The following is a 16,765-nucleotide window of genomic DNA, read 5'->3' as shown; positions in this document are numbered from 1 at the left end:
CCTTAGATGATGCCCTGCTCGCGCAGGGGAGTTCCGTCGAGCAGACGCTGCCAGCCGAAGCGGGTCAGGTCGATGGTCTGGTAGGCGCCCGCGGTGATGAGCTCGGCGACGGCGCGCCCGCAGCCGGGCGCGTGCATCAGTCCGTGCCCGGAGAAGCCGGCGAGCAGGTGGAAGTTCTCGAGGCCGTCGGCGCCGGGGCCGATGAACGCGTTGCCGTCGAAGTCGTTCTGGTCGTACAGGCCGGGCAGCGTGGCCAGACACCGAGTCCGCTCGAACTGCGGGAAGCGGTGGGCGAGCATCGGCCAGACGGTGTCCTCGAAGTACGCGCGGTCGACGCCGAAGTGGTAGCCGCGCGGCTCGTCCAGAGTGGGGACGCCTCCGGAGTAGCCCGCGCCCTCCGGCCGGAACGCCAGACGCTGCGGGTCCTTCAGGTAGGGGAGCGGCTCGATCGGCTCCTGTGACTCGAAGTAGTGCTCATAGCGGCGGAGTGGTTCGATCGGCACCGCGAACCCGAGCATCTCGCACAGATCCTTGGCCCAGGCGCCCGCGGCGTTCACGAAGTGGGTGGCGGTCAGCGACCGGCCCGAGGCGAGTTCGGCGCTGCGCACGGCGTGTGGCGAGCGCGTCATGCCGACCACCTCGTCGGCGACGAACCGCGCGCCGAGGTCGATGGCCTTGCGGCGGATACCGCTCAGGGCGGCGTGCGGGTCGAGCCAGCCGTCGTCCGGCGACAGCACGGCCGCACCGAGATCGTCGACGTACATCGACGGGAAGCGGTCCTTGAGGGCATCCGGCTCGAGCCAGATCACGTGGCAGCCGTGGTCCAGTTCGGTGCGGTAGTTCTCTTCGAGGATGCCCAGATCCTCCGGTGGCACGATGAACAGGTAGCCGTTCTTCTTCAGCGAGATGTCGGCGGGCTCCCCGTCGACCGCCATGGTCTCGGCGAACCGGTCGAAGAACGGGATGCTGAAGTTCGACAGCTCGATGTTCTCCGGCAGGGAGAACAGGCGCCGGATACCGCCGGACGCGCGGGGCGTCGACGCCAGCTCGTAGGTGGGATCCCGTTCGATCACGGTGACGTCGAGGGACGGGTCGAGGAGTTTCGCGAAATAGGCGGTCGACGCGCCCATCGCCCCTCCACCGAGGATTGCCACATCGGTCTGCATGATGCTCCGTTCGTTGCCGGACCCGGGTGGCGGCCACGCGGACAGGTGGTGGGGCCGGGTCAGTTCTCTCCCGCACGGTAGGACCGCCCGGGTGGCCGGGTGTACCGGCGTCGGGAGGAGGTACGCCGCCGTCTTTCGACAGCAGTCGAACGGTGGTCCGGGGCGGGTGGCTCAGTCGCCGGTCGCGCGATACGCGTGCAACCGCAGGGCGAGCTGGAGATCGAACCGGCTCGGATCGGTGCGCAGATCCACGCCGGTCAGATCCCGGATACGGTCGAGTCGGTAGTAGAGCGTGGTGCGGTGCAGGTACAGGTCGGCGGCGGCCCCCGCGACATCGCCACCGTTGTCGAGGACGGCGAGCGCGGTCTCCAGCAGTCGTGTGTGTGCGGTGGCGCGCAGAGCCTCCACCGCCGGGTGGACGTCGGCGGGTCTGACCGACGCGGGTGCCTCCACGATGAGCAGCCAGGCGCCGAGCGCCGACCACGATTCGTCCGCGAGCCGGGCCCCCGCACGGATCGCTCGGCGGGTGATCCGCGCGCGCCTGGCGGCCTCGGCGAGATCTGCGAGTGGGAGCGGCGGCCCGCTGGTCGAGGTCCCGAGGCTGTCCGGAGTGCCGGTCCGCGCTGTCGCGCCACCGGGCAGCGGCCATCCGTCCGTGCCCGGGTCGTCAACGACGACGGCGGTTTCCGGGCCGAGCCCCTCGATCCGGATGAGGTCGGCGGCGGCCACAGCATCCGGCCCGGTGAGTAGGCGGGCCACCAGGTCGTCGCGTGCGCGCGCCAGGTCGGCGACCTCCCGCGCACGCGACACCAGCGCCCCGGCGGCCTGTTCGGCGCAGTCGATGGCGGTCGAGAGCTGCTCCCTGCGGATCGCGCCGTCCGGGTCGAGGATCCACAGCAGCCCGAGCAGGTTGTGGTTCCGGCGGATGGGCACGCACCAGCGGGCCCACATGTCGGCCTCGGGCACGGCCGGCACGTGTTCCGGCTCGTGGATGTCGGCGAGCCGGAATCGGCCGACGACGTCGGCGGCCTCGCGATCGACGCGCCGATGCAGAACCGTCCGTAGCCGGGTCCGGTCGACCGGGCCGACGGTGCTCCACCAGACCGGCTGTTGCTTTGCGTCCTCGATCAGTACCGACTGCCCGAGCGTCTCGGCCAGCCGGTCGACGAGGGCCTGAATGTTCGTCGGCGCGGTCATACCGTCGACCGACGGCCACCGCCGTCAGGCATCCAGTGCCGGGAAGTGAGTGTCACGATCCAGATCGTAGGTGCGTTTGACCGATCGCGGGCTGAGGAAGCGGATCAGATTCCATTCCGTGCCCGCCTTGTCGTTGGTGCCGGATGCGCGGCCGCCGCCGAACGGCTGCTGGCCGACGATCGCTCCGGTGGGTTTGTCGTTGAGGTAGAAGTTGCCCGCCGAGTAGCGAAGGACGTCGGAGGCATGCGCAAGGACCGCCTCGTCGGCGGCGAAGACCGCGCCGGTGAGTCCGTACTCGCTGGATCCTTCGGCCAGCTCGAGCGCGGCGTCCCAGTCGTCGTACACGTAGGCGGCGAGGATCGGCGCGAAGAGTTCGTCGACCATGAACTCGGACATCGGATCGTCCACTTGCAGCAGCGTCGGCTGCACAAACCAGCCGCGCTCGCCGTCCGTCTCACCGCCGGCCAGCACACACCGCGCGGCGCGGGCCCGCGCGAGGGCAGCCTCGTGCTTGGCGAACTGCGCTTCGCTGATCACCGCACCGAGGTGCGTACCCGGGGCCGAGGGATCGCCGACCACGAGGCCGGACATCATCTCCTCGATGCGGGCGCGCAAGTCCGGCCACATCGCCGCGGGGACGTAGAGGCGCGATGCGGCCGCGCACTTCTGGCCCTGGTAATCGAAGGCGCCGCGGACGCAGGCGACGGCGAGTGCCGCCACGTCGGCGGTGGGATGGGCGAGGATGTAGTCCTTACCACCGGCCTCTCCGACGATCCGCGGGTAGTCACGGTAGTTCTCGATGTTCTCGCCGACCGTCTTCCAGATGTGGCGCAGGGTGGCGCTCGATCCGGTGAAATGGACGGCCGACAGCCGCGGGTCGGTGAGTGCGACGTCGCCGATCACTCGGCCGTCGCCGGGCAGCAGGGAGATCACGCCGGCGGGCAGGCCGGCCTCTCGGAGCAGTTGCAGGGAGAGGTGGGCCACCAGGGTCGCGCTCTCTGCGGGCTTCCACAGCACGGTATTCCCGAGCAGCGCCGGACCGAAGGCGAGATTGTTCATCGAGGTGAAGTTGAACGGCGAGACCGCGAAGACGAAGCCTTCCAGCGGCCGGTACTCGACGTGATTGGCCACCCCGGGCGGCGAGTACGGCTGGACGGCCGTGATGGTGGCGAGGTTGGCCGCGTTGGCGCGCAGGAAGTCGGCAGCCTCGGCGACATCGCCGTCGGCCTGGCCTGGTGTCTTGGACAGTTCCAGGATGGTCGCGGCCACCAGCCGGGAACGCCACTGGTCCTGCTCGATCAGGTCCGCGGCCCGCAGGAAGATCGCGGCGCGCTCCTGCGCGGGCGTCGTGGCCCACTCGTGGGCGCAGGCCGCGGCGGCTTCGATGGCAGACTCCACCTCGGTCGCGCCCGCGGTATGGAACCGGCCGAGCGTGGTCGAGTGGTCGTGCGGCAGGCGGATGGGCATCGTGGCACCGGTCCGGACCTCCCGGCCGGCGACGATCACCGGCAGGTCGTAGTCCGCGCCGCGCAGCGCGGTGAGCTCGGCGTCCAGGGCGGCTCGCTCCGCCGATCCCGGCCGGTACGCGCGGCCCGCGGCCGGGATGAAGGGGGCGGCGGGCGATGAGGCGGTGGTGCTGGTCATGGACCGCACGCTAGGACGTGCGCGCCGGCGGCGCTTCGGAACGTCGACGGACTCTCGTCGCGCACCTTCGACGTGTGTCGAAACCGGGCGCTCGCCCTGGGAGGGATCTCGACTCCGCTCGATCATCGTGGGGCCATGCCGCTCGCCGTACGACCGCGCGTCCGTCGACTTCGCTCAGGAGCTGCCGCCACAGGTGGTTCCTGAGCTTGTCGAAGGGCTCCGCCACGCATGCTCAGGACCCGCGACCTCGAGACCACGAACGGACTTGTGACTCAGATCGCACCCTGACGCCCGCGCAGGCCGGAAGCCCTGGTCCGGCGCGGCGGACGTTCTTACGCTTGGTCCGACCAGAAGAGGGACTGCCTCGCCTCGACACGACTCCAAGGGACGGCCCACATGAGCGAACTCCTCACCGCCGACGAATACCGCGCGCTCGCCGCCGAGATCAGCGCCCCACAGGGCGCCTTCATCGGCGGCGAGTTTCGTCCGGCGCGGTCCGGACGGACCTTCACCAGCAGCAATCCGGCGACCGGCGCCCCGCTCGCCGAGGTCGCGGCCTGCGACGCGGACGACGTCGACGACGCCGTGGCCGCCGCGCGCGCCGCGTTCGACGGCGGCGTCTGGTCGCGCAGCCATCCGGCCGAACGCAAGAAAGTGCTGCTGCGGCTGGCCGATCTGATCGACGCGAACTCGCGGTCGCTGGCGCTCCTGGAGAGCATCGACAGCGGCAAGCCGATCCTGGAATGCGAGACGGTCGACGTCCCCGAGACCGCCGAGGTGATCCGGTGGCACGCCGAGTCGATCGACAAGATCTACGACCAGGTCTCGCCGCCGTCCAACGACCACATCGCGATGATCGTCCGCGAGCCGATCGGCGTCGCCGGACTGGTCCTGCCCTGGAACTTCCCGCTGATGATGCTCGCCTGGAAGATCGGGCCGGCGCTCGCGGCCGGCTGCTCGGTGGTGGTGAAGCCCGCCGAGGAGACCTCGCTGTCGACGCTGGCGGTGGCCGGGCTGCTGAACGAGGCGGGTATCCCGCCGGGCGTCGTCAACGTCGTCCCGGGCACCGGCCCCGAATGCGGCGAGCCGCTCGGGCGGCACCCCGGCGTCGACATGATCAGCTTCACCGGGTCCACCGAGACGGGCCGCCGCTTCCTGCACTACTCGGCCGACAGCAACCTCAAGGAGGTCGTGCTGGAGATGGGTGGCAAGAACCCCTGCATCGTCATGGACGACGCCGAGGACCTCGAGTCGGTCGCCGAGAACGTGGTCGAGGGCGCCTTCTGGAACATGGGCGAGAACTGCTCGGCCGCGTCCCGGCTGATCGTTCACCGCGACATCAAGGATCGTCTCCTCGAGCAGGTGACGGCGGCGGCCGACCGGTGGCCGGTGGGCGATCCGCTCGATCCGGCGGTCCGGATCGGCGCCCTGGTCTCACCGGACCACTTCGCGAAGGTCAACGGCTACCTCGAGGCCGCCCGCGCCGAGAACGTGGTCTACGGCGGCGCGGTGGTCGCCGAGGGCATCATCGAGCCGACCATCGTGGAGATCACGCGCGATTCGGCGCTGGCGACCGAGGAGATCTTCGGCCCGATCGCGAGCGTGATCGTGGTCGACAGCCTGGAGGAGGCCATCGCGGTCGCCAACGACACCGACTACGGGCTCGCCGCGTCGGTCTTCACCGCCAACGGCAAGCGCGCCCTCCGCGCCGCCCGGGAACTGCGGGCCGGAACCGTCACCGTCAACTGCTTCGGCGAGGGCGATCTGACCACGCCGTTCGGCGGCTACAAGCAGTCCGGCTTCGGCGGGCGCGACAACTCGCTCCACGCCCATGACCAATACACCCAGCTCAAGACCATCTGGCTCGACCTCAGCTAAGGAGACTCCTTCATGACCGACTTCCTCTTCTCCGGACTCAACCTCGCCGTCGCCACCCCCTTCGACGAGGACGGCAAGATCGACTACGCCGTCCTCGAGAACAACCTGGAGCGTTACATCGAGGCCGGCGTCGACGGCTTCGTCCTCAGCTCCGGCACCGGCATGCACGTCTACCTGTCCCGCGCGGAGTCCGACGAGCTCGTGACCCGCGCGAGCAAGATCATCGACGGCCGCGTCAAGGTCGTCGTGCAGACGTCCGCGCTGCTGCTCGACGACGTCCTCGACCGCACGCGTCACGCGAAGGACTCGGGCGCCGACGGCATCATGGTGCTGCCGCCGTTCTTCGAGGGCCCGAGCGACGACGACGGCGTCTTCGACTTCTACGCCGCGGTCGGCGAGGGCGGACTGCCCATCATCGGCTACAACGTGCCGGACGCCGTGGGCATCGGGGTCACCCCCGACCTGCTTCGCCGACTCGCCGAGATCCCGAACTTCGCCGCCGTCAAGGACAGCAGCAACGACTTCGCCGGGATGACCGACCTGATCCGCACCGGGGTGCCGGTGATGAACGGGATGGACTGCCTGGTGCCCTACGCCGCGTACGCGGGTGTCGCGGGCACCATCTGGGGCGGCGCCAACTTCGCTCCCCGCGAATGCGTCGCCGTGATGGACGCCATCAAGCGCGAGGACTGGACGCAGGTGCGTGACCTGTGGCGCGGGCTCGAGGAGGTCATGAACCTCATCTGCCAGGCCAACTTCGTCGAGTCCGTGTACGCCGCGGCCGCGATGACCGGCTACCCGGTCGGCTCACCGCGCCGCCCGCTGCGGGCGCTGTCGGCGGAGCGGCAGACGGCGCTGCGCGCCGCTCTCGGTGATCTGGTCTAGGCGCCGGAATGGGGGACGCCATGAAGGACGTCGTCATCGTCGGAGGCGGAATCGCCGGACTCTCGGCCGCGTGGCGTCTGCGCCACTACGACATCGCGCTGCTGGAAGCGGGCGACCGCGTCGGCGGCCGGATCCGCTCCGAGCGCCGCGGACCGTATTGGCTCAATTGGGGCGCCCATGTCTTCGCCGGGCCGGGGACGTCGACCGACCTGCTGCTCAACGAGGTGGGGATCACCGCGGTCACCGTGCCCGGTTCGCTGCAGGCCGTGTCGATGAACGGGACGTTCCTCGCCCAGGGCCGCATCGAGACCTATCCCTTCCGGATCCCGATGTCATGGGCCGACCGGATCGCGCTGATGAAGGCCGGTGCCAAGGTCGGCGCCGCGGTGCTCTCGAAGTACACGAAGGTGGTGAAGCAGCGTCCCGGCGAGTCGGGCGCGGCGCGGCAGCAGCGCATCTACGACTTCGAGAGCAGCCGGACGTTCCGTGATTTCGTCGGCGACCTGCCGCCGGATGCGGCCGCCATGCTGCGGACCACCGTCTCCCGCTCGGGCGGCGAGCCGGACGAGATCTCGGCCGGTGCGGGTATCGGATACTTCAGCCTGGTCCTCAACATCGGTGAAGGACTCGGTCGCGGGATCGTCGGGGGACCGTCGACGCTCACCGAGGCGATCGCGGTCGCGCTCGGCGACAGCCTGCACCTGGGTGCCGAGGTGCAGGAGATCGTGCACCGGTCCGACTCGGTCGTGGTGCGCTATCGCGAGGGTGATACCGACCACGAGGTCGAGGCACGCACCGTCGTCCTGGCCACGACCGCGGGTGTCGCGCATCGGGTCGGCGTCGACCTTCCCGGCGACATCCGGGAGGCGCTCGGCAACGTGCGCTACGGGCCGCATGTGAGCTCGGCCTTCCTGACCGACGAGACCACGCCGCGCACATGGGACGACGTCTACGCCGTGACCGCGCCGAAGCGATCGTTCGCCATCGCACTGAATCAGGCGAGCATCGTCCGGGGTCAGGAGAGCACCAGGCAGCCGGGCGGCAGTCTGATGACCTTCGCCCCCGCGCACCTGGGAGTCGCGCTGCTCGACAAGTCCGACGAGGAGATCGCCGAACTGCACTTGCGCGACCTCGACGAGGCGCTGGGCGGCGGCGTCGCCGACCACGTCGTCGAATCCCGGTCGGCACGCTGGGCCGAGGGCTCGCCGTACTGTTTCCCCGGCCGCGGTGCGCTGCAGCCGGCGCTGACCCGCCGGGGCGGCCGCGTGTTCCTCGCCGGGGACTTCCTCGGCACGCTCTACACGGAGACGGCGATCACCACCGGCTTCGCCGCCGCTCAGGAGGCGATGAGCGTGGTCTCCACCGACCGGCGCTAAGGCGTCTCGGCTCCGGGAGTGCGCGGCGGTCGTGCCGCGTACTCCCGGAGCGTGGCCAGCACCGGGTCCGCCACGGTGAACTCGGTCCGCGGTTCGGCACGCGGGGATCCGGGCGGCCGGATCCCGAGACCGGCGATGCGCTCGAGGTGTGCGCCGATGCGCTCGGGTCCTGCGGGCGCGAGTCTCGTCAGGTCGACGCCGAGGAGGAACATGCCGACCGAGGGGCACTCCGGGCCGGCGTCGAACGGCGGCGCGTCGACCGACCAATTGGCTCCCGACATGGTGGCGAGGAGTTCCACCAGCCAGGCGATGTTGGCGCCCTTGTAGCCGCCGAAGGGCAGCAGGGCGCCGGTCAGCGCCGCCACCGGGTCGGTCGCCGGACGCCCGTCGGCGTCGACGGCCCAGCCTTCCGGAATCGATTCACCCGCCTCGGCGGCCCGCCGGATGTTGACGTACGCGGTGGCGCTGGACGCCTGATCGACGGTGACGACCCGCCCCGCGCCGGACGGGAACGAGTACGCCAGCGGGTTGGTGCCGAGCACCCGGCCGGTGCCGGGCGCGGTGGACAGGAGGGCGTTCGAGTTGACGGCGCCGACCGCCGCCAGCCCCGCCGAAGCCAGGCGCTCGGTGAACCAGCCGAGTTGTCCGCTCGCGAACGCCTCGGATTGGACGAAGGCGACCACGCCGAGTGAACGAGCCGCCTCGACGAGATCCCCGAAGGCGGCGTCGAAGCCGGTGTGAAAGGGGCCCTTGTCCGCGGAGCAGGAGATCAGCCCCGGGGCCACGCGGGTCAGCACAGGTGCCGGCGCCGGGTTCAGCGAGCCGGACTCCGCCGCGCGGAGATAGTCGAGCAGATGGGTCACTCCGACCTCCGGCCTGCCCCGGTCCTCGGCGAAGAGTGCGGCCTCGGTGAGCACCGCGGCGGTGCGGGTGGCGAATCCGGCGCCGGTGAGGGCGGAGTCGGCGAGGGCTGCGAGGTCGGAACGGCTGACGGTCGTCTCCGCGGCCAGTGACATGGGCGAGTCTCTTTCGTGGCTGGATCATCGGTGCGGCGCCCTGGGCGCGCACCGATAATGGTGACCCGGCGCGGGCTCCGCGGGGATCACTTCGGGGAACCGGTCTGGCGGCTGCCGTGTCGCGCCGGCGGACTTGCGTCGTCCAGCCGATTCTGGACGACGCTGGCACTACCTGACCAGCGTCATCCAGATCCGTCGGCACGGTGGAGGTTCGCCAGCGCGGTTCGTCGATGACACCGGCACCGGTGCTCCGAATCCGGACGATACGCTGACCGAATGAGTGCGAACACTGATTCGGGCGTCCGGTCGGTGCATCGGGCCGTGTCGATCCTGCAGGTGCTCGCCCGGACCGGCCCGGTGGGCGTCAGCCGGATCGCCGAGGAGGTCGGCATCCACAAGTCCACGGCCTTCCGCCTGCTCGCCACCCTGGAGGCGCGCGGCCTGGTCGACCAGAACGCCAGCCGCGGCGAATACCGGCTCGGCGACGGCGTGGTCGGACTCGCCGCCGGCGTGACGCAGCGGCACGACATCTCGGTGATCAGCCGCGCGGTCTGCACCGAACTGGCCCAAGAGGTCGGCGAGACGGTGAACATCACCGTGCGCGAGGGCTTCGAACTGGTCACGCTGGACCAGGTGGTCGGCGCCTCGGCGATCACCACCGTCAACTGGACCGGGCAGCGCCAGCAGCTGCACGCCACCGCCGGCGGCAAGGTGTTCCTGGCCGCCATGAACGACGACGAGCTCGACGAGTATCTGACCACGCCGCTGCCGCGCTACACCGAGTTCACGCTCACCGATCCGGCGGCACTGCGCGCCGACATCGAACGGGTCCGCGAACTGGGCTACTCGTACACCGGGGAAGAGCTGGAGATCGGGCTGGCCGCGATCGGCGCGCCGATCCGCTCCCTGCGCGGCGACGTCGAGGCGGCGCTGGCGATCTCGGGACCGTCGTTCCGGGTCAACCGGGAGACGCTGCCCGGACTCATCGAGGAGTTGCTGGCCGCCGCGTCGTCGATCTCGGCGCGCAACGGGTATCCGCTGCCCGGCTGAGCACCGACTCCGGCCTGCGGCAACCTACCTTTCGGTAGCCGTTGACAGGCGCCGGTGTCTGCCGTCACACTGTTTCATACAGTGGTTGTGTTTCATACAACGAAACACGCGTCTGTTCAGCCCCCAGAACCGCGCTGCCGCTCCGGCGCACGCATGACGAAGACAAGGAGTCGACGTTGACCGCGATCCTCCCCGCACCCGAATCCGCCGTCGTCCCGCCGCGATCCCGCGCCGCCGAGCTGGTCGCCCGCCGCGTCCCGGGCTTCAGTCTGGAGACCCCCTTCTACACCGACCCGGACATCTACGACCTCGACGTCGAGCTGATCTTCGGCCGCCACTGGATCTTCGTCGCCGCCGAGGCCGAGATCCCGGAGGAGGGCGACTACGTCACGGTCGAGATCGGCAACGAGTCGGTCATCGTCGTGCGCGACGACGACATGAACGTGAACGCCTTCCGCAACGTCTGCCGGCACCGCGGTGCCCGGCTGCTCGACGGCCGCTGCGGTGCCGTCGGCAACATCGTCTGTCCGTACCACCAGTGGACCTACGGCACCGACGGTGCGCTGCGTTTCGCCGAGAATCAGGGGGAGGGCTTCGACAAGACCAGGTTCGGGCTTCGCCCGGTCCACGTGCGCGCGATCGCCGGCCTGATCTTCCTGTGCCTCGCCGACGAGGCCCCCACCGACATCGACGAGTTCGCCGCGGCCGTCGAGCCCTACCTCGCGCCGTACGACCTCCGCGGTGCCAAGGTGGCCCACCAGACGTCCATCATCGAGGACGGCAACTGGAAGCTCACCATGGAGAACAACCGCGAGTGCCACCACTGCGAGGCCAACCACCCGGAGCTGCTGGGCGCGTACTTCCCGTTCCACCGCTTCGAGGAGTCGCGGGTGCCGGCCCGCCAGAAGCCCGTCTTCGAGCGCTACCAGGCCGCCAACGAGGCGCTGTCGGCCGCACGCGAGGCCATCGGCTTCCCGTCCGCGCACATCCGCGAACTCGACAGCCGGGTCACCGGCTTCATGGTCGATCACATGCCGCTCCAGGGGAAGGGTGCGTCGTACGGCGACGACGGCGCCCAGCTGTCCACCAGGCTGATGGGCTCGATCGTCGACCCGGTGTTCGGCGACTTCCACATCCACACCCAGCCCAACGGGTGGTTCCACATGCTCGGCGACTGCGCCGTCGTGTTCTCAGTGCTGCCCGTCTCGCCGAACAAGACCCTGGTCCGGTCCACCTGGCTGGTGCATCCGGATGCGGTCGAGGGCGTCGACTACGACCTCGACAAGCTGATCTTCGTCTGGGAGCAGACCAACGCCGAGGACTGCAGCCTGGTCGAGCGGACGCAGAACGGCGTCGCCGATCCCGGCTACGTGCCCGGTCCCTACGGTGTGGTCGAGGACGACGTCGAGGCCTTCGTCGCCTGGTACATCAAGCGTCTCGGCGCAGAACTGGCGAAGGGCGCATGACCGCCGTGCTGGAACCCTCCGCCGTCTACGACGATGAGCCCCGTCTGCACGCGGGCCCGGGTGCGCCGGAGGTGTGGGAGACCACGGACCGCGTGACGCTGCGCTGCGCCGCGGTACTGCCGGTGACGCACGACATCCGCTCCTTCGTCTTCGAGCCCGTCGCGGCGCCGGGCGAGCAGGCCGGGGTCTTCTCCTTCGAACCGGGACAGTTCATCACCCTGCTGCTGGAGATCGACGGCATGCCGATCAGCCGGTGCTACACCATCTCGTCGCCGCCGACCCGTCCGCACCGCCTGGCCATCACGGTCAAGCGAGTGCCGGGCGGACCGGTGTCGAACTGGCTGCACGACAACATGGTTCCCGGCACCGAACTGACCGTCGCCGCTCCCGGCGGAGCGTTCACCTTCACCCCGCCGGAGGAGGGGTCTTACACCGACGGCAAGTACCTCTTCCTGTCGGCGGGCAGCGGGATCACGCCGCTGATGTCGATGACCCGGACCCTCGCGGATCTGGGCGCCGACGTCGACGTCGCCTTCGTGCACAGCGCACGTACCCCGGCCGACATCGTCTTCCGGCATGAGCTCTCCGCGCACGCGGCCCTCATGCCCGGACTGACGGTCAGCCACATCTGCGAGGACGACCACGCCAGCGAGGTGTGGACCGGTCCGCGCGGTCGTCTCACCCCGGAGCTGCTGTCCGCGCTGGTCCCGGACTTCCGTGAGCGCACCGTGTTCACCTGCGGCCCGGGACCGTACATGGCCGGCGTCAAGGACATCCTGACCGGTCTCGGTTTCGACATGGCGAACTACCACGAGGAGAGCTTCGTCTTCGCGGCCGCACCCGCGGTCGCCGAACCCTCGTCGCTCCCGGAGTCCTCGCCGCTCCCTGAGCCTGTCGAAGGATCGGACGACGTCGCCGTCCCGGCCGACCCGGCGGACGAGCCGTCGACCGGCTTCACCGTCGACTTCCCGAAGCTCGGCAAGTCGGTGGTCTGCCGCCCGGATCAGACCATCCTCGACGCGGCGTTGAAGGCCGGTATCCGGGTGGCCTCGGCCTGCGGTGAGGGCATGTGCGGCACCTGCAAGTCGTCGCTGCTGTGCGGTGAGGTCGACATGAACCACAACGGCGGTATCCGCCCCCGGGAGATCCGCGAGGGCAAGATCCTGCTCTGCTGCTCCACCCCGAAGGGTGATCTGCAGATCGAACACTGAGCCGCTCGCCTGCTGTCTGGTGGTCGCCGGACGACCATCAGACAGCAGGCGACGCGCGCGACCGACACGAGAACGGAGGGTGTGGTGCGCCTCGCCCGCATGATCAACGCCGTCGACGTCCACGCCGACGGTCTTCCCGGCCGGGTCATCACCGGCGGCGTCGGCGACGTGCCCGGCGACACCATGCTCGCCAAGGCCCGGTACCTGGAGACCGAGGCCGACGGGCTGCGGAAGCTGATGCTCAACGAGCCGCGCGGCTACCCGGGGATGTGCGCCAACCTGGTGCTGCCGTCGAACCATCCCGACGCCGACTACGGGTACGTGATCATGGAGCACGTCGAATACCCCGCGATGTCCGGGAGCAACACGATCTGCGTGGCCACCGTGCTGATCGAGACCGGCATGGTCCCGGTCACCGAACCGGTCACCGAGTTCACCCTGGAAGCGCCGGCCGGCCCGATCCGGATCCGTGCGACCGTCGAGCACGGCAAGGCCACCTCGATCACCTTCCGCAATCAGCCGGCGTACGCCGCGCACCTCGACGTACCGGTCGAGATCCCGGGCATCGGCACCGTCACCGCCGACATCGCCTGGGGCGGAATGTGTTACGCGATCGCCGACGCCGACCAGTTCGGCCTGAGTCTGCTGCCCGAGGAGGGGCGACGGATCGTCGAATGCGGGCAGAAGCTGACGCTCGCCGCGCGGGAACAGTACGACGTCGTCCATCCGGTTGACCCCTCGCTGGCCGGGGTCAGCATCTCGCAGCTCTCCGGCCCGCCGCACCGGCCGGAGAATCATCGGCGCAACGCCGTGACCATGCCCTCCGGCCTCGCGCGGTGGGATGCGCCGGGCAGTTTCCTCGGCTGCATCGACCGGTCACCGTGCGGCACCGGCACCTCGGCGAAGATGGCGACCCTGCACGCCCGCGGGCGGCTCGGCGTGGGGGAGGAGTTCCGGCACGAAAGCGTCACCGGCACCGTCTTCACCGGCCGTATCGTGGAGGAGACCACCCTGAACGGTGTGCCGGCGATCATTCCGGAGATCACCGGCCACGCCTGGATCACCGGCTTCGCCAGCTACGTGCTGGACCCGACCGATCCGTTCCCGGCGGGCCTCACCGTCGGCGACATCTGGGCGCAGGTCTGAGGACGAGTTCACGCACATCGGACAAGAGGAGCGACATGCGCATCGGCATCATCGGGGTGGGCGGCATCGCGAAGGCGATCGTCGAGGGACTGTGCGGCCTGGCGGATCCGCCGCGGGTCCTGCTGTCACCGCGCGGCGCGGCGGTCGGCGCCGAGCTGGCCGCGCGCTTCGACACCGCGGCGGTGTGTGCGAGTAATCAAGAGGTGGCCGACGGCGCGGATCTGGTGATCATCGCGCTGCGCACCGAGCAGTGCGCGGATGCCGTCGCGGGGCTGCGGCTGCGGCCCGAACAGGTGGTCGTGAACGTGATGGCCTCCGTCGGCACGGCGCAGCTGCGCGAGATGCTCGAGACGCAGGTGCCGATCGTGCGGGCCATGCCGCTGCAGGCCGTACGCGAACGCGGGTGCGTCACCGTCACCTTCCCGTCGCACCCCGACGTGGACGCCCTGTTCGACCTGCTCGGCGGGACGCTGCCGGTCGCCGACGAGGCGGCCTTCACCGTCTTCTGCGGACTCTCGGGCACCATGAGCACCCATTACGGATACCTGACCGCGCTCGCCGCCTGGGCCACGGCGCACGGGATCCCCGGCGACGACGCCGAGCGCTTCCTGCGCAGCCTCTTCGCCGGCATCGGCCGCTCGCTGGACGATCCGGACCGGTCGCTGGCGCAACTGCGCGACGAGCACGAGACCCCCGGCGGCTCCAACGAACGCGTGCGCGTGCGGTGGTTCGAGCCCGCTGAACCCGCCCTGCACGACGTGCTCGACGCGCTTCTCACCGACTTGCGCGACTGACCCGTCGGGCACCCCGGTCCAGGGTGCCCGGCACCCCCGCCTCGTTCTCGCCCCCTCGGCCGAGGGGGCGAGAACGAGGAACGCGGCGACGGGGCGGTCGAGGAGACGCGCTCGTCAGGCGGGCGGCACCGTCGACGGCAGGAACGGGATCGCCGGCAGCCACACCAGCTGTCCCCGGCCGGCTTTCACCGTGCCGGTGATCGCGTAGACGAGCTGAATCGCGCCCAGCACGAAGTAGCTGATGATGAACCCCGTCATGATCGCGTCCAGCACCGGGGGCGGTTGCACGCCGCCGGACTCCCGCGGTGTTCCGGTCAGTTGGGTGAGGAGCACGACGACGCCCATCAGCACCGCCCAGGTGAGCTGGGTGAGGCCCCAGTTGGCGGCGCGGCGGCCGTTCTCCGCGGCCAGGCCGCCGTGCTTGCGCTGTTTCCGGCCGGCGATCACCTGGGCGACTCCGGCGATGAGCACGTTGAAGAACGGGATCGGGATGTAGGCGAGAAAACCGAGGGCCCAGGCCACCGTGCCGTTCGGCGGTGGCGGCCGGTACCCGGCCGGCATCGCGTACCCGGTCGTCCCGCGTTGTGGAGCGGGCAGTTCTGATGGTGGCGGTGCGGTCACGCGCAAAAGCGTACCGTAATGTTCTTTTCTAGCCGGGACGGCCGCCGAAGGGCTCCGCTCGACTCAGTCCTCCCAGGGGAAGGTGTCGAGGCGCACTGGGCCGTCGGCGGTGATCAGGACCTGGGTCTCGAGTTTGATCGATTCGCTGCCCTGTTCGGCGATCAGGCTCTCGACGTTGATCACCATGTTCTCCTCGAATCCGCCGCGGCTGTAGTCCGGGTCGAAGTCGGGGTGCAGCGGGATGAACGGCCATTCGTCGGCCATGCCGCTGCCGTGCACGGCACAGGTGTACTTGTACGGCTGATACTTCTCCGGGATCCGCCACGACTTGGCGTTGAACTCCTCGAACGACATGCCGGGCCACAGCAGAGCCGTGTTGTGTTCGATCTGGTCGCGGGCGGCGGCGTACAGCTCGCGCTGCTTCGGCGTGAACGGCACGTGCCCGCACGTCCACGACCGCGACAGGTCGGCGAGGTAGCTGTACGGGCCGACCATGTCGGTGTCGAAGGCGATGATCTCGCCGAGCTGGACCCGCCGGTCGGAGCACTCCGAGTACCACGGATTGGTGTGCGGACCGGACAGCAGGAGTTTGGTCTCCAGGTACTGTCCGCCGGAGCGGGCGTTCTCGAAGTGCAGTTCGGCCCAGATCTCGTTCTCGGTGCGGCCGGGCTCGGAGGCCTCGTAGACGCGGGCCATTCCGGCCTCGCAGACCCGGATGGTCCAGCGCATCAGTTCCAGCTCGTCGGCGCTCTTGATCGCCCGCGCCCGTTCGGTGAGACGGCCGCCGTCGATCACGTCCACACCGAGCTTCGCCAGCGCGTCGACGCCGGCCGGATCGATCCGGTCGGCGGCGATCTGGCGATGCCCCGGCCCGAGTGCTTCGCGGATCTCCGCCGCCCACGACTCGACGCTGCGGTCGACGGCGTCGCCCTTGGTCAGGTACATCCATGACGTCGCCAGACGCACCTCGTCGATCCCGGGCAGGCCGTCGTTGACGTGCAGTGCCCCCTCGAACTCGAACATGATCGCCGGACCGTCGGCGACGATCAGCGCGTACCGGCACGGGTCGTGCATGGTCCAGACCATCATGTTCGACGAGTCCAGCGCGTACCGGATGTTCACCGGGTCGTACAGCAGGATGGCGGCGCAGTCGTGCACGGCGAGCTGCTCGCGGATCCGGCCGAGCCGGTAGCGCCGCGCACGATCGAGGACGTCGTCGCCGATGGTGCTGATCAATGGTTTGTCGGCGCCCTCGGGATTGAGGTAGGCACGCTTGCGCGGATCGTGGAAGACCTCGGTGGACGACGCGGTCATC

Annotated in this window: 14 protein-coding genes; 8 read left to right on the top strand and 6 right to left on the bottom strand. The window is 69.8% G+C overall.

The window, feature by feature from the left end:
- Window positions 1-2: 2 nt before the first annotated feature.
- The 3 genes from ACSEEN_RS05480 to pruA all read right to left on the bottom strand — a co-directional run bounded on the left by ACSEEN_RS05480 (window position 3) and on the right by pruA (window position 4,007).
- The gene (locus tag ACSEEN_RS05480) at window positions 3-1,166 is read right to left on the bottom strand and encodes an NAD(P)/FAD-dependent oxidoreductase (RefSeq protein WP_440712565.1); all 1,164 of its coding nucleotides are present in this window, start codon (window positions 1,164-1,166) and stop codon (window positions 3-5) included.
- A gap of 171 nt (window positions 1,167-1,337) precedes the next feature.
- Window positions 1,338-2,363 (bottom strand): PucR family transcriptional regulator, encoded by a 1,026-nt coding sequence (locus tag ACSEEN_RS05475; protein WP_440712564.1) that lies wholly within the window; start codon window positions 2,361-2,363, stop codon window positions 1,338-1,340.
- 24 nt (window positions 2,364-2,387) lie between these two features.
- A complete protein-coding gene (pruA, locus tag ACSEEN_RS05470) occupies window positions 2,388-4,007 on the bottom strand; it encodes an L-glutamate gamma-semialdehyde dehydrogenase (RefSeq protein ID WP_440712563.1) in 1,620 nt (539 codons plus the stop codon).
- Between the two features lie 396 nt (window positions 4,008-4,403).
- Here pruA and ACSEEN_RS05465 point away from each other — a divergent pair, with 396 nt between their 5' ends.
- Genes ACSEEN_RS05465 through ACSEEN_RS05455 form a run of 3 tightly spaced genes read left to right on the top strand, consistent with a single transcriptional unit; the run spans window position 4,404 to window position 8,146 of the window.
- Window positions 4,404-5,885 (top strand): aldehyde dehydrogenase, encoded by a 1,482-nt coding sequence (locus tag ACSEEN_RS05465; RefSeq protein ID WP_440712562.1) that lies wholly within the window; start codon window positions 4,404-4,406, stop codon window positions 5,883-5,885.
- Between the two features lie 12 nt (window positions 5,886-5,897).
- Entirely contained in the window at window positions 5,898-6,770 is an 873-nt protein-coding gene (locus tag ACSEEN_RS05460) for a dihydrodipicolinate synthase family protein (protein WP_440712561.1), read from the top strand.
- 8 nt (window positions 6,771-6,778) lie between these two features.
- Window positions 6,779-8,146, top strand: coding sequence for a flavin monoamine oxidase family protein (locus ACSEEN_RS05455; RefSeq protein WP_440712560.1), 1,368 nt, complete (start codon window positions 6,779-6,781; stop codon window positions 8,144-8,146).
- Here ACSEEN_RS05455 and ACSEEN_RS05450 read toward each other — a convergent pair.
- Window positions 8,143-9,162: an Ldh family oxidoreductase gene (locus tag ACSEEN_RS05450; RefSeq protein WP_440712559.1), complete on the bottom strand. Its 1,020-nt coding sequence runs from the start codon at window positions 9,160-9,162 to the stop codon at window positions 8,143-8,145. The two genes, ACSEEN_RS05455 and ACSEEN_RS05450, sit on opposite strands and share 4 nt — an antisense overlap.
- 276 nt (window positions 9,163-9,438) lie before the next feature.
- Here ACSEEN_RS05450 and ACSEEN_RS05445 point away from each other — a divergent pair, with 276 nt between their 5' ends.
- From ACSEEN_RS05445 to ACSEEN_RS05425, 5 genes are all read left to right on the top strand, one after another.
- On the top strand, window positions 9,439-10,212 hold the full coding sequence (locus ACSEEN_RS05445; protein ID WP_440712558.1) for an IclR family transcriptional regulator: 774 nt from the start codon (window positions 9,439-9,441) through the stop codon (window positions 10,210-10,212).
- Between the two features lie 176 nt (window positions 10,213-10,388).
- A complete protein-coding gene (locus ACSEEN_RS05440) occupies window positions 10,389-11,678 on the top strand; it encodes an aromatic ring-hydroxylating oxygenase subunit alpha (RefSeq protein ID WP_440712557.1) in 1,290 nt (429 codons plus the stop codon).
- Window positions 11,675-12,889 carry an FAD-binding oxidoreductase gene (locus ACSEEN_RS05435; RefSeq protein WP_440712556.1) on the top strand — a complete coding sequence of 405 codons (1,215 nt, stop codon included), beginning with the start codon at window positions 11,675-11,677 and terminating at the stop codon, window positions 12,887-12,889. Before ACSEEN_RS05440 ends, ACSEEN_RS05435 begins: the two co-directional genes overlap by 4 nt.
- A gap of 84 nt (window positions 12,890-12,973) precedes the next feature.
- Entirely contained in the window at window positions 12,974-14,035 is a 1,062-nt protein-coding gene (locus tag ACSEEN_RS05430) for a proline racemase family protein (RefSeq protein WP_440712555.1), read from the top strand.
- A 35-nt stretch (window positions 14,036-14,070) separates the two neighbouring features.
- On the top strand, window positions 14,071-14,829 hold the full coding sequence (locus tag ACSEEN_RS05425; protein ID WP_440712554.1) for an NAD(P)-binding domain-containing protein: 759 nt from the start codon (window positions 14,071-14,073) through the stop codon (window positions 14,827-14,829).
- 114 nt (window positions 14,830-14,943) lie between these two features.
- Here ACSEEN_RS05425 and ACSEEN_RS05420 read toward each other — a convergent pair whose 3' ends face one another.
- Window positions 14,944-15,450, bottom strand: a complete 507-nt coding sequence (locus tag ACSEEN_RS05420) for a magnetosome magnetite crystal formation protein family (protein WP_440712553.1) — start codon at window positions 15,448-15,450, stop codon at window positions 14,944-14,946.
- A 63-nt stretch (window positions 15,451-15,513) separates the two neighbouring features.
- Complete coding sequence (locus ACSEEN_RS05415; RefSeq protein WP_440712552.1) at window positions 15,514-16,764, bottom strand: M24 family metallopeptidase; 1,251 nt, start codon at window positions 16,762-16,764, stop codon at window positions 15,514-15,516.
- Window position 16,765 lies beyond the last annotated feature (1 nt).

Origin of the sequence: Gordonia marina (assembly GCF_052036135.1) — a bacterium.
GTDB lineage: Bacteria > Actinomycetota > Actinomycetes > Mycobacteriales > Mycobacteriaceae > Gordonia.
The sequence above is the reverse complement of the archived record's forward strand: the minus strand, read 5'-3'. Positions and strand labels throughout refer to the sequence as shown.